This is a genomic window from Corynebacterium choanae (assembly GCF_003813965.1).
GTDB classification, from domain to species: domain Bacteria; phylum Actinomycetota; class Actinomycetes; order Mycobacteriales; family Mycobacteriaceae; genus Corynebacterium; species Corynebacterium choanae.
In genome coordinates this window covers 1,247,631-1,267,013 of sequence record NZ_CP033896.1, presented here as the reverse complement: position 1 = coordinate 1,267,013, position 19,383 = coordinate 1,247,631, and the positions used below count along the sequence as shown (strand labels likewise).

Genomic DNA, 19,383 nt, shown 5'->3' with positions numbered 1-19,383 from the left:
GGCGCACACAGGATCGGTTGTCTGTGGCGTGCCGACGCCGCACAGCTAGGTGCGGCTGCTGTGCAGGGCTTGCTCAATAAGGATGCCGAGGAGTTCCGGATAGCTTACGCCGTCATAGGCGAATTCTTGCGGATACATGGAGATCGGGGTGAACCCGGGCATGGTGTTGATTTCGTTGACCACCGGGCCGTCATCGGTGAGGAAGAAATCTACCCGCGACAGGCCACGCGCCCCCAGAGCTTGGAATGCCCGCAGGGCGAGCTGCTGGATTTCGGCGATGGCTTCCTCCCCGATCGGGGCAGGGATCGCAGCTTGCACCGTATTGGCTAAATATTTGGTGTCGAAATCGTAGAACCCTTGTGCAGAATCGGTGGTGCCCTGCAACTGGGCTGGGGTGGCGGCCCGCAGCCGACCGTCGGGATATTCCACAATGGCAACCTCGACTTCAGGCCCCACCATTTCCCGTTCGACAAGCACTTTGTGATCTTCTTTGCGAGCAGCTGCGACCGCAGCGGCAAGATCATCGAGGTGGGTGACTTTCGACACCCCAATAGAGGAGCCGCCACTGGCCGGTTTCACATACACCGGCAAACCTAACGCAGCAATATCATCGACTACCTCGTCCAGCGAACCGGTGACCACCACCTGCGGGGCAACCGACAACCCAGCTGCCTGCAGGAGCAGTTTGGTTGCTGTCTTATCCATGCCGGCAGCGCTGGCTAACACCCCACAGCCAACATAGGCAATCCCAGAAAGTTCAAACAGCCCTTGGATGGTGCCGTCTTCGCCGCGGTGACCATGCAGCGCGGGAAAAATCACATCCACTTCCGCATACAGCTCACCGGCATGTTCCCCGGACACATAATAAAACTGGCCTTTGTGCTGTGGAGAGACTGCCAGGCGCAGCTCTTCCCGGGGGCGAACTTCCGGTTGATAATCCGGCCGCATCGTCAGTTCGGCACTGTCGGTGGTTCCCACCACCCAGGTGCCATCCCGGGTGATACCGACCGGGATTGGGGTAAACCGGGTGGTGTCCATATTGTGCAAAATGGCATGCCCGGTGACGCAGGCAACGGAATGCTCTGAGCTTTGCCCACCATAGATGACGGCTACCCGAATAAGGTTTTGCTGATCTGTCATGCAGGTCATCCTACACCGGCTGAGGTGGGGTGCCGACGCCAACTATTCCGACTTCCGACGCCGCCCCATCAGTGCCAAAATCATTTCATCTACTGCCATATCCTCATGGCACACTTGGTACACTGCCCTAGTAATTGGCATCTCTACATTGCAGCTTTGGGCGAGCGCATAGATTGATTGCGCACTCACCACCCCTTCAGCGACCTGCCCGTGGGTAGATTTTGATGCTTCGGCTACCGTGTCCCCTTTGCCGAGATGATAGCCAAAGGTGCGATTGCGCGACAGCGGGGAGGAACAGGTGGCAACCAGGTCACCGAGCCCGGCCAAACCGGAAAACGTTGCCGCATCTGCCCCCAGCGACACCCCGAGGCGGGCGATCTCTGCGAGGCCACGGGTAATCAATGATGCTTGGGAGTTTTCCCCCAGGCCGCGGCCGTGCGCCATACCGCAGGCAAGTGCCACCACATTTTTACATGCCCCACCGATCTCGCAGCCGATCACATCGGTGTTGGTGTAGGGACGAAAATAGGGCGCACCCACTGCCCGCTGCACCGCCTCTGCACGGGTTTCGTCGCTGCAGGCGATCACTGTCGCCGCCGGCTGCCCAAGGGCAATTTCGCGGGCAAGGTTAGGCCCTGACAGCACTGCAATCCGGGAAGGGTCACAGCCGGTGACCGCCTCAATGACTTGGCTCATCCGCAAACCGGTGGACTGTTCAATACCTTTCGCTAACGACACGATAGTCGAATCAGATTCGATATCTTCCGCCCACCGGGCAAGATTATCCCGCAACGTTTGCGACGGCACTGCTAGCACCACAATTTCGGCGCCGTCTAGGGCAAGCTTCGCGGAGGCGGTGGCAGTAATCGTGCGTGGCAGGGTTAAACCTGGCAGATAGTCAGCATTTTCCCGAGTGATCTGAATGGCTTTTGCTGCTGCTTCGCGCCGCGCCCACAGCCGCACTTCGTTGCCGGCATCAGCAAAAACTTTCGCCAGTGTTGTGCCCCACGAACCGGCACCCATCACTGCAACTTGAGGTAATGACATGGTTTCTTTTACAAACTCCTTGCGCAACAGCGTTGCTTTCTACGGTGAGCTCGGTGGCACTGCCCGCCGAACCTGGCCTAGTCAAAACAGCTGGTTTCTCCACAATCGGCTGAGGCTGACTTGATCATTGCCAGCTGGCCGTCGTTGTCAAGTGCACAGCGTTTGCCCGCATGGTGATTGTGCTTCGCTTCTTGCTTGTTCGGCACAGTGCTACCGACAATCCTAGCGATGTGACACAGCAACGGCGGAAAAACAGGGTCAAGGGGAAGCTGTTGCTCCCCACGGCAACACTGCTGTTACCACCCGACAATGGTGAAGTGTCAAGGATTGAGGTAGCTGCGAACATTGTGCGCTGCGCCCGCGCCACACCAAGCACAACGAGGTGGTGCAGATTTTTGCTGCGTGCAGGTGGTTCCACAAACTTTTCGCATCACTTCCCGTACGCTAGAGCTGACGTATTTCTTGCAGCGACGCGGAGATGTTGCGAACACCATTGTTCTAGGAGCAGCCCCATGGGAACACAACAGTCAGGTCCACACCATGCAGTAGCCGCTGCAGCGGCGTCGTCACTTGCAGGACGCCTGCAGATGATCGGCCCGCATCCGGCGCGGGAAGGCAATCGGCGAGTGATCGCCGCCGGTGCAGTGGTGTATCGCACCAGCGACAATGGCACCGTCGAATATGCCATGATTCACCGTCCCCGCTACGACGACTGGTCACTGGCGAAAGGCAAACTCGATCCTGGTGAATCAATCCCTGCCACCGCTGCCCGGGAAATTTTGGAAGAAACCGGCTATACGGTGCGGTTAGGAAAACTGTTAGGACTGATTACCTATCCGGTCGGCTCCCGGGAAAAGGCGGTCTACTATTTCACTGCGGAAGTCACCGGCGGCGACTTTGTCGCCAACGATGAAGTCGATACGATCGCCTGGCTGCCGCTCGAACAAGCCATCGCCCGCGCCACCTATGAGGTGGATGCGCTAGTGCTTACTAAAGCAGCGAAACGACTTGCGTTACCTGAACAAACCCGGTTGATTGTGGTGCGGCACGCGCACGCGTTCGCCCGCCATAATTGGGCAGGTGATGATAATAAACGACCGCTCGATAAAAAAGGTGTGAAGCAAGCCGAAGCGCTCGTGGCGATGCTTACCCCCTTTGGACCGACCGCGGTGTATTCGGCAGCCCCCGACCGGTGCCAGGACACAGCCGCCCCGCTTGCGGAAGCCCTCGGCGTGCCTGTCACCGTCGATACAAGCTACGGCGACGAAGGCTGGACAACCGATCCGAAAGGATCGCTCGCGAAGTTTATCGCCCTGGAAACCACCGATGGTATCCCGGTGGTGGTGTCGCAAGGGTTAACCATCCCGGAGTATCTTGCCTCAGCAAGTGTCCGCGGCAGCCTGCCAATTCCTGACGAGGAACTGGTCTGCAAAAAAGGATCCGCCTGGTTGCTGACCTTCTCTCAAGGGCGATTGTGCGGCGCTGACTATCTTGCCTCAGCATTGCCAGTAAAGTAACGGCGTACCAATACTGCAACCAACCCGCCATGCAACACTCGAATAGCGGGTCGTACGAGCAGAAACGGTGTGCTACCCGCCTTGCGGCGCGGCGGCGCCGTCGTCGGTGTCGCTTTCCCGAAACACCGGCCGGTGCCGCGCCGCCAAACCTAATTGCTCACGGGCGATTGCACTCGCGGTGAGGTTATAGCGCACGAGCATAAAAAACATCACCGCAATCGCCAGTGCCGCCACGAGAAACATTGGCATGACCGTATCGGTCATACTCAACAGCACTTCACCGACGGCAACCACCCCGGAGATGAGCGCAAGCCATAACGGAAAACGAGCTGTGCGCCGTACCGTGTCTTGCCACACCTGCTCACTGGCGGTGGTATCAGGATTCACCGGTCCACCGAACCGTCCCACCGACAAGCCACCGGTCACACTTTTTCGATAAATCACCAGGTAAAACACGCACAACACGGCGAACAACACCGCAAACAACAGGGCACTAATCATCATGGGGGCATCCGTTTTCCAACAGGGGCTTGAGCAAGACAGCAGACTGCCTCGACGTCCAGAGGTACGCTTCCCACATGCTGGGATCGCCACCAGGCGGTGAAGCGGTCACGTAAAGAACTTTACCTGTAGCAAGCAGGAGGCGACGTGGTATCAATCAGAGGGCGAACACGACCGCGTGAGCTTCCCCACTGCCGTCGCCTAACTGACAAGGCACCTAACCGAAACGGCACCTAACTGACACAACCCACGCGTGGCGCGTGAGACGGGTTACTGGCCGGTTGTTGTCACCGGCATCCACGGTGGACGCTGTGCCGCATAGGCCGCAATAGCATCAGCAGCTTCAAGCGTGATGCCAATGTCGTCGAGACCATTGAGCAGGCGATAACGGGTGTATTCGTCAATCGTAAACGGATATGTCGCATTCCCTGCTGTGATCGTCAGGCTAGTGAGATCAACACTGACAGCACAATCAGGTTGCGTAGCAAGCAACGCAAAGAGTTGCTCTGCCACCTCTTCGGTGACTTCTGCGGTGAGCAGCCCATTATTGCCAGCGTTATTGCGGAAAATATCGGCAAACCTCGATGAGATCACCACCCGAAAACCGAAGTCACGCAGTGCCCACACCGCATGCTCCCGGGACGATCCGATACCGAAGTCCTCCCCCGCGACCAGAATCGGTGCGCCGTGGTTGGCTGGATCGTTGAGCACAAAGTCTGGCTCGGTACGCCACTGCTCAAATAACACATCAGCAAACCCGGTGCGGGTCACCCGCTTAAGATATGCGCCGGGCAGAATCTGATCGGTATCAATGTTGCTTCGCGGCAGCGGTACGGCGCGGCCGGTCACGGTAGTTATCGCTTCCATGAAGGTTTCGTTCGCTTTCTCAATTCTTTCAACATAGCCATCAGTGCCAGCAGCTAGTGGGGTTACTCACAGCTCGGGCGCTCGCATTTCGTGGCATTCCACCACTGCTGCACTACAGCTTGGCTGGATTGGTGAGCTTGCCGGTAATTGCGGTAGCGGCTGCAACCGCGGGGCTCACCAAGTGGGTTCGTCCCTTTGGTCCTTGACGCGATTCAAAGTTTCGATTCGACGTTGATGCTGCCCGCTGCCCGGGGGATAATTTGTCTGGATTCATCGCCAAACACATCGAGCACCCAGCCTGCCGCCACTGCGCGCCAGCCTGCTTGAAAATCGCTGCCAAACCTTCTGCTTCTGCGGCGGCGGCAACTGTGGTCGACCCTGGCACCACTAGCACCCGCACGCCATCAGCGACGCGACGACCGCGCAGAATTTCAGCTGCTATCCGCAGATCTTCAATCCGCCCATTGGTGCAGGAACCAATAAACACCGTATCGACCGCAATGGCCGACATGGGTGTTCCCGGGGTAAGCCCCATATATTCCAACGCTCGGGTGGCACTGCGCCGGTCATCCACACTGGTAAAACGAGACGGATCGGGAACACACTCGTCGATACTTACGGATTGAGCCGGATTCGTCCCCCACGTTACTTGTGGCGAAAGCGTTGAGATATCAACAGTCACTTCCTTATCAAAACGCGCCCCCTCATCGGTGCGCAGCGTCGACCAATCAGCAACGGCCTGTGCAAACAGCTCACCCTGCGGCGCAAACGGGCGGCCTTGCAGATACTTAAAGGTCGTCTCATCGGGGGCGATGAGCCCTGCTCGGGCGCCGGCCTCAATGGACATATTGCAGATAGTCATCCGCTCTTCCATGCTGCAATCAGCAATCACGTTCCCCCGGTATTCGATAATGTACCCCTGTCCGCCACCCGTTCCGAGACGTCCAATAATGGCCAAAATAATGTCCTTCGCGCTGACCCCGGGCTGTCGGGTGCCGACGACGTTTACCGCGAGTGTTTGTGGCCGCTCCATGACAATGGTTTGGGTTGCAAGCACATGTTCGACGACCGAAGTGCCGATACCAAACGCAATCGCCCCGAATGCCCCGTGGGTCGAGGTATGCGAATCGCCACAAACAATCGTCATCCCCGGCTGGGTGAGCCCAAGTTCCGGACCGACCACATGCACAATCCCTTGGCGTTTGGATCCCATCGGATACAGTGGAATGCCGAATTCGGCACAATTGCGACGCAATACTTCCACCTGCTGCCGGGAGATAGGATCAGCGATCTCTGACACGGCACCGGTGGTAATCCCCTCGGTGGGCACATTGTGATCTTCTGTTGCGAGCGTGAGCTCTGGGTGACGCACCACGCGCCCCTGGAGGCGCAGACCATCAAAGGCTTGCGGTGACGTCACTTCGTGGAGCAGATGCAGGTCGATAAATAGGTGATCGGGTTGGCCTTCACCTGCTGCACGAACCAGGTGACGCTGCCAGATTTTTTCTGCCAGCGTCATCGGCTGGCGATGCGCAGCTGACGGTTGGACGCTAGTGTGGCTGGTCTGCTGTTCACCCACGAGATCTCACAAACTCCTTCTCCCCGTTGCTGATCACCGGGCTGCTGGCACAGCACTGCGGTGGTACCGCCGGTATCACGGGTTGCGCCGACAATAAGAAGAGCCGGAGCGAAGCCGCGATGCGGTGAAACGAATGAGGAAAAACGGGGACGGGTACACCCCACTATGTTTCCCACATTCTGGAATGATAGTATCGCAATATGGGAAAGTATAGCGGAGAGGAAACTCCATCGAGCGGGATCCAGGTTCTTGACCGAGCCGTGACGATCCTCACCACCGTGGCGCAGGAACCATTGTCGTTGACCGAACTCTGCCAAACCACTGGCCTACCTCGTGCGACCGCGCACCGGATTGCCACCGCCCTCGAGGTGCATCAATTCCTTTCCCGCACCAATGATGGCAAATGGCGAGTCGGCCAAGCGCTTGCTGCACTCGGCACGCAAGCAGGCGATTCACTCATCGATTCTGCCTCGCCGATAATGTCTGCGCTCATGGAATCTACCGGCGAATCAGTGCAGCTCTACCGACTCACCGGCAATATGCGCACCTGCATCGCCTCACTCGAACCACCATCAGGTCTGCAGAACACTGTCCCTGTAGGAGCCCGCATGGAGCTCACCGCTGGCTCAGCCGCGAAAGTGTTTCTCGCCTGGGCAACACCAGCACTGCAGGATCTCATCCTGCCGGAAGCGAACTATACCGTTCAAGATCTCGCTGAGGTACGCAAACGAGGTTGGGCTGAATCTGTTGCTGAACGCGAAAAAGGCCTCGCTTCCCTCTCGGCACCAGTGTTTCAACATCAGCAAATGGTAGCCGCACTGTCGATATCAGGCCCAGCTGAACGACTCGCCCCCTCACCTGGTGCACTTTGGGCAGAACGACTAACCCAGGCTGCAGCACAGCTCTCCCAGACCGTCAGCAAACGCACCTAAAGCGACAGGGCCAAACCTGGAAGCGCAGCGTGCGAATCCCCCCCCTCGACAGCATGCAGCACTTTCACTCTCGCGTTTCTAGAAGACGAAACGACCCTGCTCCAAGTGCTCAGTACAACTTCCCATCCATCACTTGGAGTAGGCATGAACTGCCATTATTCGCGAGCGGCCTGAAATGAAGCCGTCGATCCCGCATCTAAGATCGTAGAAACCCAATCACCTGTGGGTGCATACTGAAGAAAGCGGGATCGCGCTGCCTAAGTCCGGTAGCTGCAGGCAGGAAGATCTGAAGAAATCCGAACTTTACCCATATCTGAGGTTACGAAAATCAGCCGCAGCGGTTTTCTCACCGCCCTGGAGGCCTCACTCCGGTGTCCATGACCTTGGTCATACCCGCATCGTCCGGCAAGGACGGGTCTGCTCGTGGTAGTCGCCACGGAGCTGCCCGCGAATTGTCGATCCAGTTCCTGACGGAAACCTGGTGGGCTTCGGTTTTCCCTGGACCAATCTGGACTTTCGTGGCGGTGATCACAATTTGCATGGATTCCTTCCCGCACACTCGCGCAAAGGGTCAATCACTACTTTGCTTGGGATTTTGTTACCGGTGCCCGCGTTTGTCTTCACTGCACTGTTCCGGCACCGGGCACAGTGGAACCACGCGGTGATGAGGTAGCTCACGGCTAAGGCAGGGTGGCTGCGATACCTCTGGTAACTGGCCTAACCTCGACCTTCCAGCCTCTGCTCTTAGCGCTCAAAGTGGCGGACCTGCACGCAGGCCCGACGAATCCTCATCAAGGGTTCAGTGGTAATGCTCATCGGTCGCGAGGAGCCAACATGTTTCGCTGTCATAGTCGGGCAAGAAAAACGGGCGGATGCTCATCGTTGCTTTGAACCGGACAGCCCGCTGGCCGTTTGCACTGTTTCAATGCCGGCGGAAGCGGTCGCACGTTGCCCCGTCGATCCCCAAGTACTTAAACCGATAGGCAGCGAAACTCCGGGGCGGTAGTGCAATATTTTTTGGCGTACCAATACTAAAACTTACTGGCGGCGATTTCTTGTGGTGGTTGCGGACACCACTAGAATCCGCCCTTGGGTTTTGGGCACGAAAAAGCCCCCTACCTGGCGTTTCAGGTAGGGGGCAATTGTACCCCGTACGGGATTTGAACCCGTGTCGCCGCCGTGAGAGGGCGGTGTCCTAGGCCGCTAGACGAACGGGGCAAGGCACATTATGTGAAGTTAACTTCGCTGCTGTGCAGCTGGCCTACCAGGACTCGAACCTAGAATGACGGTACCAGAAACCGTAGTGTTGCCAATTACACCATAGGCCATTGTTGTGTTACTTAAGCCATCCGCGCTGGGCGCTTCCTGCCGTGCAACGAGAAGAAACTATATATGGTTCCGACAGTACAGTGCAAATCACCAGCTTATGGACCGAAAATCTGCGGCCTACAAAGGTGCTTCCAGCGGAAGCATGGTGGTGCTCTGCTGATCGTTATTTGGGGTTTGACCGACACCCGGTTACGACGGCCTGCAAATGTCGCCGCAACCGGGAAGCTGGTAGTGCCATCGAAGCTGAAGGGTTGCAGCTGGATGTGAACACCAGAAGTGATTACTCGGCAGCCACGTGGCTTTGTGCGGCTTGGAGGCGATGGAGGGTGGAATCTTTGCCAAGCAGTTCCATCGACTCAAACAGTGGCGGGGAAATCTGCTGTCCAGAGATTGCCACCCGCAGCGGACCGAAAGCCTGCCGGGGTTTGAGTTGCATCTGCTCAATCAGGACAGCTTTGAGCGCTGCTTCAATGTGTTCGGTAGTGAACTCATCGACTCCTTGCAGTGCGCTAACAGCTGCTTCCAGCGTAGCTTTCGCATCCGCTTTCAAATTCTTGCGGGCCGCCTTTTCATCCAACACAAGATCAGCATCGTCGGTCACCAGGAACTCGAGCAGACCGTAGGCCTCGCCCAAGGTTTTGATGCGGGTTTGGACGAGTTCTGCCGCGAAACGGAACTTGTCGGCCGGATAATCAGCCGGGAAATTGTGATATTCCGTGAGATAGTCCCGCAGTCGCGCAGTAAAGTCGTCAAGCTCGAGCAGGCGAATATGGTCGGCGTTGATTGCTTCTAACTTCTTCTGATCGAAGCGAGCGGGGTTGCTGAGCACATCGTGAACATCGAAGTTGGCGACCAACTCGTCAACGGTGAAAATGTCGCTGTCGCCCTTCATTGACCAGCCGAGCAGCGCCAGATAGTTGATCATGCCTTCCGGAATGATGCCAGCATCGCGGTGATGGAAGAGGTTCGATTGCGGGTCACGCTTGGACAGTTTCTTGTTCCCCTCCCCCATAACGAAGGGAAGGTGACCAAACTGGGGAACCTGTTTTGCAACACCGATGCGCACGAGCGCCTCGTAGAGCGCCAGCTGACGCGGGGTGGATGGCAGCAGATCTTCCCCACGCAGAACATGGGTGATCCCCATCAGAGCGTCGTCGACGGGGTTGACCAACGTGTAGAGCGGCTGGCCGTTTGACCGAGCCACCACATAATCTGGCTGGGTTTCAGCAGCGAATTCGATCTCACCGCGCACCAGGTCGGTGAACTTCCAGGTTTTATTTGGCATCCGCAGCCGCCATACTGGTTTGCGGCCTTCCGCCTCGAAAGCAGCAATCTGCTCTTCGGTTAAATCACGATCGAAGTTGTCGTAGCCAAGCTGCGGGTCGCGACCGGCTTGTCGGTGGCGCTCCTGGACTTCTTCATTCGTGGAGTAGGCAGGATAAATCTCGCCGGCAGCTTTGAGTTTTTCGAGCACGTCAGCATAAATATCCATGCGCTGCGATTGGCGGTATGGCTCGTGCGGACCGCCCACGACTACTCCTTCGTCCCAGTTCATGTTCAACCAGGTCAAAGAATCGATAATTGCCTGATAGGACTCTTCCGAGTCACGGGCTTGGTCGGTGTCTTCGATTCGGAAGACGAGTTTGCCACCCGTGTGACGGGCATAAGCCCAGTTAAACAAAGCAGTGCGCACCATTCCGACGTGCGGGGTGCCAGTGGGCGAAGGACAGAAGCGGACACGAATATCAGACATGGTCTCTCATGCTACCTATATCCCCGAGCAAGTGATATTTCGTGGGGGAACACGGTGGCATGCAGTGTCCTGCGTGGCGCCGTCTAAAGTGACCAACACCTTTCTGTTAGGTGGGTGAGTTTCCTATTCGTTCCCCGCTGGATTGGCAATGTCGCGGGTGCGTGTGTGGTTCGTTGGAGTTGCTGGCTATATGGATACCTGTGCCACGGGTGACCGGGTGGAAACCGTTTGCACAGCACTAGACGTGGCAGGAAAGTTCAGCGTGTCGGTTCACCGATACAAGGCAGCAAGCAACATGGCCGAGGCGAAGGTTCTGGCGAGATAGCGAACACATGCTGGTGGTGAGCATGACCGATCCGAGGCGCTGCTGAGAATGACCGATACGAAAAGGTAAGGGTGAAGGAATCAGCGTGGGATGGTCGCACTGGTGGGCGTACCGACGCAGCGCTAAGGGTGCTGGGGGCTGTGGTTGGCTACTCAAGCAGCACCACCTCCCCTGCTATGTGTGACTGCCAGGTGGTTATTACACTTACCACCACTATGACTGATTCACGGCCGGCAAGTGCCCCGGATTTTCTCCTTTCCCGGGCATCGGGATCTCTTCGTACCCAAGGATCCGCATCCACCTTTAGCGATGTTGACGAAGCGATGTGGGCGTTAGCGCATGCCAAGGTCGACCTTGTGGTTGGCGCTTTGCCGTTTCGTTTCGATGATCCTGCCGCCCTTACCGTGCCCAAGCACGCCATTTTTTCAGCAGGTCCACTAGAACCGCACGCCTACTACCGCACCGGCGAAGGATCGAAACTTTCAGCACAGGTTCTGCGGGAAGTTCCATCGGTGGCAGTCCACGAGGAACGGGTTGCGGCCTTAATTCGGACGATCGCCAACACTGCCGTGGAGAAAGTGGTGCTTGCCCGGGCGATTGATATCGCTTTTGATCCGCCGGTCGACCCGTTGACAGTGGCGGCGAAACTCATTGATCTTTCCGCTTCCCTCGACGGATTCGCGGTGGATCTCACCCCTGCTGGTGAACGCTTTGCAGGATCAATGTTGGTCGGATCATCCCCTGAGGTGTTGTTAAAGAAACAAGGGGCGACAGTGACTGCGTTTCCGTTAGCTGGGTCTCTGCCCCGCGGACGCACACCGGAGGAGGATGCAGCGAATAAAGAAGCACTGCACAATAGTGCTAAAGATATTGCGGAGCATCGTTTCGTAGTCGATGCACTCGTAGACACGCTAGGGCCGCTGTGCGAACAGATAGACTATCCGCAACGCCCGGAGATCACAGCAACCGCAGAGATGTGGCATTTAGCAACCCCAATCACTGCGACCTTGCGAAGTGCTGATATCACCGCATTAGATCTTGCGGTGCGTTGCCATCCAACACCAGCGGTGTGCGGCACTCCGCAAGCATTAGCCTATGACTTGATCAATACCATTGAACAGCCCCGCAACTTTTACGGCGGTGCAGTCGGCTGGTCAGATAAGGACGGCAACGGCGAGTTTATGGTCGCGATTCGCTGTGCTGAGGTTGCCGCAGACGGGAACAGTGCACGGGCGTGGGCTGGTGGTGGGATTGTTGCCGAGTCCCATGCCGCCGACGAAGTACAAGAAACCAGTGCGAAACTTCGCACTATCGCCCGCGCACTGCAGATTGATGTCGGTCCGACCACCAGCTAATCGGTAGACCGGCGAACCGATGAGCACAGGATTTCAGCGACACTCAGTGTGGTCGAGTGTGGTGATAATGCCGCGGCATTGATGCGAGAGCCTAGCCACAAACAAGCAGGAGGATAGACAGTCCGAATGCGTGCTTTACTGCCGAGTAAGGGATGACGAATACGCCACGGGTTTTATTGGAAGCATGGCCGCTGATATGTCACAGAGTTGGCACCGGGTAATCAACCAGCAACACGGCTGTACACTGCGGCAAGCACCGCTGCTGGAATAGTTGGAAACTTCCGAGGGGGTGTGCAACGCAGCACTTCCCAACTCACCCCACCCCACCGTCTGGTGCTGGAGGTAGCTTACCGCGCCAACAACCGTGGGAATACGGGTGTTGGCGCAGTCGATAAGCAGCCGGCCACCCCGGATTCTGTCAGGAGTGGGTGGTGTGTGACGGTTTGGGATGGGGTTCGTTGCGTTATCTGTCGTTTACGATGTGATTGTCTTCGGTTATGCCCGTTCCACTGGGTTGCGCAGACGACCAATGCCCTGCACCTCGATCTCGATGGTGTCCCCAGGGAACATCGGTGCCGTGCCCGCCGGCGAGCCGGTACAAATCACATCACCAGGCAGCAGCGTCATCGAGGCGGTGATGAATTCAACAATCTCACCAGGCGACATGATCATCTGATTGGAATTGGAGTCCTGTTTTGTTTCCGTTTCACCGTCGCGGGTGAGATGTGCCTTGATTGGCAAATCAGAGAAGTCGAAGGCGTCAATATCGGTTTCCATCCACGGCCCGAGCGGGCAGAACGTGTCAATACCTTTTGCGCGCGCCCACTGGCCGTCCGCGAATTGCAGTGCGCGGGACGACACATCATTGACGATGGTGAAACCACGAATGACTGTTTTCCAATCTTCACGGTTGACGTTTTTACACGGCTTGCCAACGATCATGGCCAGTTCCCCTTCGAATTCGACATCGTGGGCAAATTCGGGGATCTTAATGGCAGCTTCCGGGCCGATCACTGCTGTTGGCGGTTTGATAAACAGCGTCGGTGGCAGTGTTTCAGCGGACTGTTTGAACACTTCTGCGACGTGGTCGGCATAGTTGCGGCCGATAGCCACAATTTTGCTGGGCAGCACCGGGGAGAGCAGCCGAACTTCAGCAATTGGCCATTGTTTGCCGGTGTACTTCGGTTCTTCGAAGGGATGCCCGTCGATAACCCGAATAACCTCTTGCCCGACAGATCCGTCGACGGTGGCGAAGGTCAGTCCTTCGGGGGTGGCTACTCTGGCAAAACGCATAATTCGTTCTCACTTTGGTTGCTGGTTGGAAGGGAACAAGAGTGGCGTGGTCACCAAACCATTCCCTCATCGGAAGGTGTGGCACGGATCTGCTGACCTTTTTGTACACCCCACCGGTTCACGGAACGTGCGCTACCGGCCACAGTTGGGGTCTTAGGTGAGATTCGCCGTTGTCATTGTAGCGAATCCACCGCGATTCGGGGGATGCAACCCAAGCCCACTTCCCCACCTGAATGCCACATCAACGCCTGAGGTGGCCGTGGTGTGGTTGCCTCCACGGGATACCCCTGGGCGGGGCATGATCTAGGGGTATCTCAATGGTTGCGGGACAGCAGATCCACGAAGTGATACCAAGCTGCTGTGTGGGTGTGTGGCTGCGGGTCTGGGTGGCTTTGTGGCGGTGTGGGTGTGCGGGTGCATTGTTATGGCTGCACATGCTGCAAGGTTGACCAGGTGGAATTTGCGCACTGTGCTAAATACAGTTCCGCGCAGGCCAAGGCGTCTGTGGTTGCATGATGGTTGTGATAAGCGGGTAACCCGTAGCGTCGCCGAACCCGCGGAAGCCGCAGATCCTCCCCACGGGGATAGGTTCCCATTCGTTCCATATGACGTCGCTCGAGGGCGAAGGTGTCTACTATCGGCACATGAAGCGATGCGTGGTAAAGCTGCTGGGTGGCGCTGCTTAAAAATTGTTGTTCCATTGCCGCATAGTGGCACAGCATCACCCGGCCGCGCAGCGCTACCAGCAAATCATCTAATACCTGGCCGAGTGGAACACCACCGGCGAGCATATCGTCGGTAACCCCGTGCACGGTTGCTGACTGTCCCACAGACGGTGCATGATCAGGCTGCTGCACAATAGCGTGGTAGGCGCTGCCAGCGTCGATACTGGCCCCGTTGACCGCCACCCAACCAATAGAGAGCAGCCGATCGGTTTTCGGGGATAACCCAGTGGTTTCCACATCGACGGCAAGCAGCGGCAGGCTGTGCAGCGGGGCGCGTTTATCAACCGGGGCGGTGCGGTAAAACTCAGCTAAGGCGCCGGTTGCCGCGCGTGCAGCCCGTGCTTTTGCAGAAAGTCCAAACATAAACGGTGGTGTTACTTTCGTCGAAAATACAGTGTCCACCCGCACCAGTTGGCAAACATCTAGTGCGGTGTTGCTGGCAGTGGTAGGACTTGGGTGGCGGGTATGCGACCCGGCTGCTGACCGGTGGCACATTCTAGTTTTTTTGCAATCCGGTGGTGCCCGCCGATGTTCGCTGGCCGGGCTCGGCTACACCTGATGGACTGGATATTTATTCGCTAGCGCCTGCTGCATCGATTTAATACAGGCGAATGCATCCCGGAGGGTTTCCCGTTGCATTTTGCTCAACAATTTCGGGTTGAGATGATAATGCGGCTGTTCCTCGGCACGAAACGCGGTGACCTGGGCTTGCTGGGCGAACGTGGTGAGCAGATCAAACGCATCAATGAGCTGATGTGCCCCCGCCGCCGAAATCACTCCTGCTTCGGAGGCATCCGCCAGCCGGGCGGTCGTACCAATCGCATAGCTGCCGGCGACCAGCCCGTACAGGCGAGCCATTTGCACCACCGCCGCAATACCGCCTTTTTTAATATCAAGCGTGTTGGCATATTCGCCACTACGGTCGACCACCAGTCCCCGAAACACCCCAAGCGGTGGTTCACGGCGGGTCGCCAACGCCGCCAGATGCGCCTGGAAACGCCGGGCACCGGCTGCCTGATCGACGGCAAATTCGTGCACCTCAGTGGCCAACGCTGGCACCCCGGCGATGGGCCGCATATCAAAAAAGATTTGCGCGTTAAGCAGCGCATCCGGTTGTGGATCGGTCGTCCAAGTCGCAAAGTGCTGTTTCCACTGGGCGGTGGTGAGCCGCCACTGCGGGTTACTGGCCATCATATTTCCTGGACACAGCGGCTGACCGGCAGCAGCAAGCATGCGAGTGACCCGTTCACCGAGCGCTGCAAAATAGGCGTCGTCAGCAGCAGGGTCGAAGTTGTCGGACAGAATCAGGGCATTGTCTTGATCACTGGCAAGACCCATTTCTTGCCGCGCCTGGGAGCCGACGGTGACAAAAGCAAAATCAACCGGGGGTGCACCGAGTTCCTCCACTGCGATTGCAACCGCCCGGCGAGTCAGCGTGTCAGTCGCAGTAGTCATCATGTGCGCGACATCGCTTGCTTTCCCGGAACGCTCAATCAGGGAACAGGCCACCGCTTTCGCCCCGTGATAGCTGGTTGCTAACGCAGACGTATCAGTTGCCCGCGAAATATCACCGATGACAAACATTGGATCCTGCTGGGTCAGCCGCAGCAAATCCCCGGTGGCGACAATGCCGACGAGTCGACCACGATCAACAATTGGCAAATGGTGAATATGCCGCTCCGCCATGGTGAGCATCGCCGCGAACGCCGGAGTATCTGGGGTGGCGGTGAGCACATCCGCGGTCATGATCGCAGTCACCGGGTTATCCGGGGCGATTCGTTCACCAACAACCCGGCGCAGATCCTTGTCGGTGATAATGCCAGCAAGGGTGTCTTCCGTGGTGGCGCTAACAATTGGTAAACAGGAAATGCGGTGTTCTACCATGCGTTGAGCGGCATCCGCAATCGTGACTGTGTGCTCAATGACTACCGGGTCGGTGACCATAATCTCATCAAGTGCGGTGGACAGCAGTGTTGATGCGGCAGTTTCGCGTAATTGTTGAGCAGCATGAGCGACCCGCCCGGATTGGGAATCGAAATATTGACCAATCGCAGGATATTGGGCGCACAGGCTAACAAACACCGTCTCAGGGATGCACAGCAGCAGACTGTCTTCGACCGCCACCATGTCATAGAGCGAAGGTTCTGTGGTGCCCAGGGTGGAATGCCCGAAGGCTCGTCCAGCATCCCGCCGGTCAAGCAACACACCGTCGGCGGCACGAATATCCACTGCCCCCGCCCGAATCACATAGAGTTCGTCATTGCTGGCGCCGGCAGCCACAATCGGGGTGTCGCGCCGGACATAACGAATCGTGATCGTTGCCGTGAGTTCGGCAATAGCAGCCGGATGTAGGTCACTAAACGGCTCATGTTCGGCAAGGAATCGGGCGACTTCCTCAAGTTCCACGGTAGACATAGGCACACACTAGCCTGTGATCTGCGTTACTGTGCAGGGTTTGTCGAGGACACCCCCACAAATCACCCCTGATTCCCACGTTTGCACATCGCACAGGTGTGGTTACTCAGGGGCGGTGGCGCAGCGAATGGAACACGGCAGCACGATGCATTGGTGGCATGCGCTGAAGTGGGCTGCACCTTCCAAAAATGATGGGACAGGTCGTACCGTCTTGGCTTGGCGGGGTCGTTGGTTGGATGCGCTCATTGCCGAGGGATGTGGCATGTTCGACACGTTTGTTGAGTACCGATGGCGGCGGTGTGCGACCGCTCACAGGGGGGAAGACCGGAAAACTACGCCTGCCCCAGTGGTGTTTTGGTTTCAATCAAAACACCACTGGGGCAGGTGGGCATTGCTTCTCCCCCTAGCACTGGTTGATCGAGTAGTTTCGGCAAAAGGCGCCGCGGCAGGGAACACGTCCCAGTGCAAAGGCGATGATTTTCTCTAGTTTTTTGCGATTCGGATGCGGTGGTTAAGCAGAAAGTGCAGCCACAATACGATCGCCGACGTCACTGGTGCGCACTGGTTGCCCGGCATGGGCACTGACGTCGTTGGCTACTGCTTGGATTATGCGTTGTGCGTTGGTCGTATCGCCAAGATGTTCAAGCAGCAGTGCCGCAGAGATAATTGCTGCCCGCGGGTCGGCGATCCCTTGACCGGCAATGTCCGGTGCTGAGCCGTGGACGGGTTCAAACATTGACGGATGTGTGCCGGTGGTGTCAATGTTGCCGGAGGCAGCGAGCCCAATGCCCCCGGTTATCGCCCCGGCAAGATCGGTCAAAATGTCACCGAAGAGATTGTCGGTGACGATCACATCGAACCGTCCCGGATCGGTCACCATATAGATGGTGGCCGCATCAATATGACAATAGTCCCAGGTAACATCCGGGAATTCAGGGGCGACAGCAGCCACCGTGCGCTCCCACAAACAACCGGCGTGTACCAGCACATTAGTTTTGTGCACCAGGGTGAGTTTGCCGCGGCGCGCCGCGGCGCGGGCAAACGCGTCACGAACCACTCGTTCGATACCAAAGCGGGTGTTTTGACTTACTTCGCTGGCAATTTCGTGGGCGGTGCCACCCCGCACAGTTCCCCCGTTGCCGCAGTAGAGCCCTTCGGTGCCTTCGCGAACTACCACAAAATCTATCGCCCCTGGGTCGGCAAGCGGCGAAGTTGCCCCCGGATAGAGCGTTACGGGGCGCAGATTCACATGATGATCAAAGTCGAAACGTAGCCGTAACAGTAGGCCACGTTCCAACACACCGGGCGGGACCTGCCCCGGCGCGCCGACGGCACCAAGCAGGATGGCGTCGTGTTCGTGGAGCGCGGTGATGTCGTCGTCGGTGAGCAGTTCGCCGGTGCGTTGGTAGCGTCCAGCGCCGAGGTCGAAGTCGGTGACGGTGATGTCGTCGCGGACGGTGGTGAGGACGCGGAGTGCTTCGTGGGTGACTTCTGGCCCGATGCCGTCGCCACCAATAACCGCCAGTTTCATAATGTGATATTTCCCTTCTCACATTGTGAGTTGCTTTTGGTGGCAGTGTAGCACTTTGGCAGGAGTGGTTAGTGGTGTTCGCGCAGATGTGCGAGGGCGGCTTTGAGTTGGGCGGCGGGTTGCACGATGAGTTGCCGGAGCATGGTGGTCAGTTGTGTGTCGGTGGCTACTCCCCCGTGGTGGAGTTGCATGCTGGCAAGGAGCCGCCAACCGTGTTGTTGGTCGTTGAGTGCGGTCAGTGTTGCTGGGTGTTGGCTGGTGGCGGTGGCAGTGGTGTGCATGACTGCGGTGAGGTCGGGTTCGCTGGTGGCAGGAATGGGGGCGGCGATGACCATGGCCAAGGTGTGTGGTTGGAGATGGATGTCGATCGGGGTGCCATCGAAGGAAAGTGCGAAAGTGTTGGTGGCGGGATCAAATGGCAGGTCGGTGATGCCGCGGGTTGCAAACCAGGTGCAAATGCGTTCCCGGGTTACTGGGAGTTGGTCGGTTGTGGGATGGGCGGCTGGCATGGGGTTGGCGGCCGCGGCTGCAGCGAAGGTGGCGACAGCGGTGGTGGTGTCGGCCGTGTCGGTGGCGAGTTGGTTGGTGACGTCGGTGGCGAATTGGGTGATTGCCGGGTGAAGGGTGGTGATGTGGTCGAGGGTGGCTAAGAGTTGGGCGGGGCTTGCCGCGGCGGGGATATGCCAGCTGACGGTGAGGGTGAGCCGGCCGTGGTCGTCCCGCAGGAGGGTGGTGAGTTCGCGCTGGTCGGTGCCCAGTGCCAGATGGGGAGTGTGCAGGTTGGCGTTGGCGTTATTCATCACCACGGCTAAGGCCACATAGTCGGCGGCGGGAAACTCATCGGGGAGGATGCGTTGGATGGTGATGATCTCCCCGGGGATGATGCGGCAGTCGACCCCGTCGCGCAGGGTGACCTGCAGATAGTTGTCTTCGCCGGTGGTGACTTGCAAGCCGGCGTCGGTGCAGATGGTGCGCAGTGTGTCCAGGTTGTCGGTTGGCTGGGCTGCTTGAGTCATCAGTGGTGTTGTCCTTCAAGGTTTGGGATTGGTTGAGCAGTATCTGTGGTGATGTGCC

Annotated in this window: 14 protein-coding genes and 2 tRNA genes; 3 read left to right on the top strand and 13 right to left on the bottom strand. The window is 57.7% G+C overall.

Annotation, left to right across the window (positions count from 1 at the left end; all coding sequences use genetic code 11):
- Positions 1 to 45 precede the first annotated feature (45 nt).
- The gene (locus CCHOA_RS04550) at positions 46 to 1,140 is read right to left on the bottom strand and encodes a D-alanine--D-alanine ligase family protein (protein ID WP_123927458.1); all 1,095 of its coding nucleotides are present in this window, start codon (positions 1,138 to 1,140) and stop codon (positions 46 to 48) included.
- Between the two features lie 42 nt (positions 1,141 to 1,182).
- Positions 1,183 to 2,187: an NAD(P)H-dependent glycerol-3-phosphate dehydrogenase gene (locus CCHOA_RS04545; protein WP_245992197.1), complete on the bottom strand. Its 1,005-nt coding sequence runs from the start codon at positions 2,185 to 2,187 to the stop codon at positions 1,183 to 1,185.
- 512 nt (positions 2,188 to 2,699) lie between these two features.
- On the opposite strand from CCHOA_RS04545, the gene CCHOA_RS04540 reads away from it, so the two are divergent.
- Entirely contained in the window at positions 2,700 to 3,704 is a 1,005-nt protein-coding gene (locus tag CCHOA_RS04540; RefSeq protein ID WP_123927456.1) for an NUDIX hydrolase, read from the top strand.
- Between the two features lie 72 nt (positions 3,705 to 3,776).
- Here the strand turns inward: CCHOA_RS04540 and CCHOA_RS04535 are convergent, their stop codons facing one another.
- The 3 genes from CCHOA_RS04535 to leuC all read right to left on the bottom strand — a co-directional run bounded on the left by CCHOA_RS04535 (position 3,777) and on the right by leuC (position 6,591).
- Positions 3,777 to 4,208 carry a hypothetical protein gene (locus CCHOA_RS04535; protein WP_123927453.1) on the bottom strand — a complete coding sequence of 144 codons (432 nt, stop codon included), beginning with the start codon at positions 4,206 to 4,208 and terminating at the stop codon, positions 3,777 to 3,779.
- 267 nt (positions 4,209 to 4,475) lie between these two features.
- Positions 4,476 to 5,072, bottom strand: a complete 597-nt coding sequence (gene leuD, locus CCHOA_RS04530) for a 3-isopropylmalate dehydratase small subunit (RefSeq protein WP_123927450.1) — start codon at positions 5,070 to 5,072, stop codon at positions 4,476 to 4,478.
- Positions 5,073 to 5,184: 112 nt separating this feature from the next.
- Positions 5,185 to 6,591, bottom strand: coding sequence for a 3-isopropylmalate dehydratase large subunit (leuC, locus tag CCHOA_RS04525; RefSeq protein WP_123930804.1), 1,407 nt, complete (start codon positions 6,589 to 6,591; stop codon positions 5,185 to 5,187).
- 260 nt (positions 6,592 to 6,851) lie between these two features.
- Between leuC and CCHOA_RS04520 the strand changes: the two genes are divergently transcribed.
- On the top strand, positions 6,852 to 7,583 hold the full coding sequence (locus CCHOA_RS04520) for an IclR family transcriptional regulator (RefSeq protein WP_123927447.1): 732 nt from the start codon (positions 6,852 to 6,854) through the stop codon (positions 7,581 to 7,583).
- A 1,145-nt stretch (positions 7,584 to 8,728) separates the two neighbouring features.
- On the opposite strand, the gene CCHOA_RS04515 is transcribed toward CCHOA_RS04520, so the two are convergent.
- The 3 genes from CCHOA_RS04515 to gltX all read right to left on the bottom strand — a co-directional run bounded on the left by CCHOA_RS04515 (position 8,729) and on the right by gltX (position 10,665).
- Positions 8,729 to 8,801, bottom strand: a tRNA-Glu gene (locus CCHOA_RS04515).
- Positions 8,802 to 8,839: 38 nt separating this feature from the next.
- Positions 8,840 to 8,911, bottom strand: a tRNA-Gln gene (locus tag CCHOA_RS04510).
- 281 nt (positions 8,912 to 9,192) lie between these two features.
- Positions 9,193 to 10,665 (bottom strand): glutamate--tRNA ligase, encoded by a 1,473-nt coding sequence (gene gltX / locus CCHOA_RS04505; protein ID WP_123927444.1) that lies wholly within the window; start codon positions 10,663 to 10,665, stop codon positions 9,193 to 9,195.
- A 540-nt stretch (positions 10,666 to 11,205) separates the two neighbouring features.
- Here gltX and CCHOA_RS04500 point away from each other — a divergent pair.
- On the top strand, positions 11,206 to 12,345 hold the full coding sequence (locus tag CCHOA_RS04500; RefSeq protein WP_123927441.1) for an isochorismate synthase: 1,140 nt from the start codon (positions 11,206 to 11,208) through the stop codon (positions 12,343 to 12,345).
- A 495-nt stretch (positions 12,346 to 12,840) separates the two neighbouring features.
- Here the strand turns inward: CCHOA_RS04500 and CCHOA_RS04495 are convergent, their stop codons facing one another.
- From CCHOA_RS04495 to CCHOA_RS04475, 5 genes are all read right to left on the bottom strand, one after another.
- Positions 12,841 to 13,638, bottom strand: coding sequence for a fumarylacetoacetate hydrolase family protein (locus tag CCHOA_RS04495; RefSeq protein ID WP_123927438.1), 798 nt, complete (start codon positions 13,636 to 13,638; stop codon positions 12,841 to 12,843).
- A 422-nt stretch (positions 13,639 to 14,060) separates the two neighbouring features.
- Positions 14,061 to 14,726, bottom strand: coding sequence for an exonuclease domain-containing protein (locus tag CCHOA_RS04490; protein WP_123927436.1), 666 nt, complete (start codon positions 14,724 to 14,726; stop codon positions 14,061 to 14,063).
- 186 nt (positions 14,727 to 14,912) lie between these two features.
- Positions 14,913 to 16,778 carry a DUF294 nucleotidyltransferase-like domain-containing protein gene (locus CCHOA_RS04485; protein WP_123927433.1) on the bottom strand — a complete coding sequence of 622 codons (1,866 nt, stop codon included), beginning with the start codon at positions 16,776 to 16,778 and terminating at the stop codon, positions 14,913 to 14,915.
- Positions 16,779 to 17,289: 511 nt separating this feature from the next.
- Positions 17,290 to 18,309 carry a 3-isopropylmalate dehydrogenase gene (locus CCHOA_RS04480; RefSeq protein WP_123927430.1) on the bottom strand — a complete coding sequence of 340 codons (1,020 nt, stop codon included), beginning with the start codon at positions 18,307 to 18,309 and terminating at the stop codon, positions 17,290 to 17,292.
- Between the two features lie 68 nt (positions 18,310 to 18,377).
- Positions 18,378 to 19,325, bottom strand: a complete 948-nt coding sequence (locus CCHOA_RS04475) for a type III secretion system chaperone family protein (protein ID WP_123927427.1) — start codon at positions 19,323 to 19,325, stop codon at positions 18,378 to 18,380.
- Between the last annotated feature and the right edge of the window lie 58 nt (positions 19,326 to 19,383).

What these genes read in the sequence shown, in the direction of transcription:
- CCHOA_RS04550 (WP_123927458.1), bottom strand. Translation starts at nt 1,140, where the DNA reads ATGACAGATCAGCAAAACCTTATTCGGGTAGCCGTCATCTATGGTGGG.
- CCHOA_RS04545 (WP_245992197.1), bottom strand. Translation starts at nt 2,187, where the DNA reads ATGTCATTACCTCAAGTTGCAGTGATGGGTGCCGGTTCGTGGGGCACA.
- CCHOA_RS04540 (WP_123927456.1), top strand. Translation starts at nt 2,700, where the DNA reads ATGGGAACACAACAGTCAGGTCCACACCATGCAGTAGCCGCTGCAGCG.
- CCHOA_RS04535 (WP_123927453.1), bottom strand. Translation starts at nt 4,208, where the DNA reads ATGATGATTAGTGCCCTGTTGTTTGCGGTGTTGTTCGCCGTGTTGTGC.
- leuD (WP_123927450.1), bottom strand. Translation starts at nt 5,072, where the DNA reads ATGGAAGCGATAACTACCGTGACCGGCCGCGCCGTACCGCTGCCGCGA.
- leuC (WP_123930804.1), bottom strand. Translation starts at nt 6,591, where the DNA reads ATGACGCTGGCAGAAAAAATCTGGCAGCGTCACCTGGTTCGTGCAGCA.
- CCHOA_RS04520 (WP_123927447.1), top strand. Translation starts at nt 6,852, where the DNA reads ATGGGAAAGTATAGCGGAGAGGAAACTCCATCGAGCGGGATCCAGGTT.
- gltX (WP_123927444.1), bottom strand. Translation starts at nt 10,665, where the DNA reads ATGTCTGATATTCGTGTCCGCTTCTGTCCTTCGCCCACTGGCACCCCG.
- CCHOA_RS04500 (WP_123927441.1), top strand. Translation starts at nt 11,206, where the DNA reads ATGACTGATTCACGGCCGGCAAGTGCCCCGGATTTTCTCCTTTCCCGG.
- CCHOA_RS04495 (WP_123927438.1), bottom strand. Translation starts at nt 13,638, where the DNA reads ATGCGTTTTGCCAGAGTAGCCACCCCCGAAGGACTGACCTTCGCCACC.
- CCHOA_RS04490 (WP_123927436.1), bottom strand. Translation starts at nt 14,726, where the DNA reads ATGTTTGGACTTTCTGCAAAAGCACGGGCTGCACGCGCGGCAACCGGC.
- CCHOA_RS04485 (WP_123927433.1), bottom strand. Translation starts at nt 16,778, where the DNA reads ATGTCTACCGTGGAACTTGAGGAAGTCGCCCGATTCCTTGCCGAACAT.
- CCHOA_RS04480 (WP_123927430.1), bottom strand. Translation starts at nt 18,309, where the DNA reads ATGAAACTGGCGGTTATTGGTGGCGACGGCATCGGGCCAGAAGTCACC.
- CCHOA_RS04475 (WP_123927427.1), bottom strand. Translation starts at nt 19,325, where the DNA reads ATGACTCAAGCAGCCCAGCCAACCGACAACCTGGACACACTGCGCACC.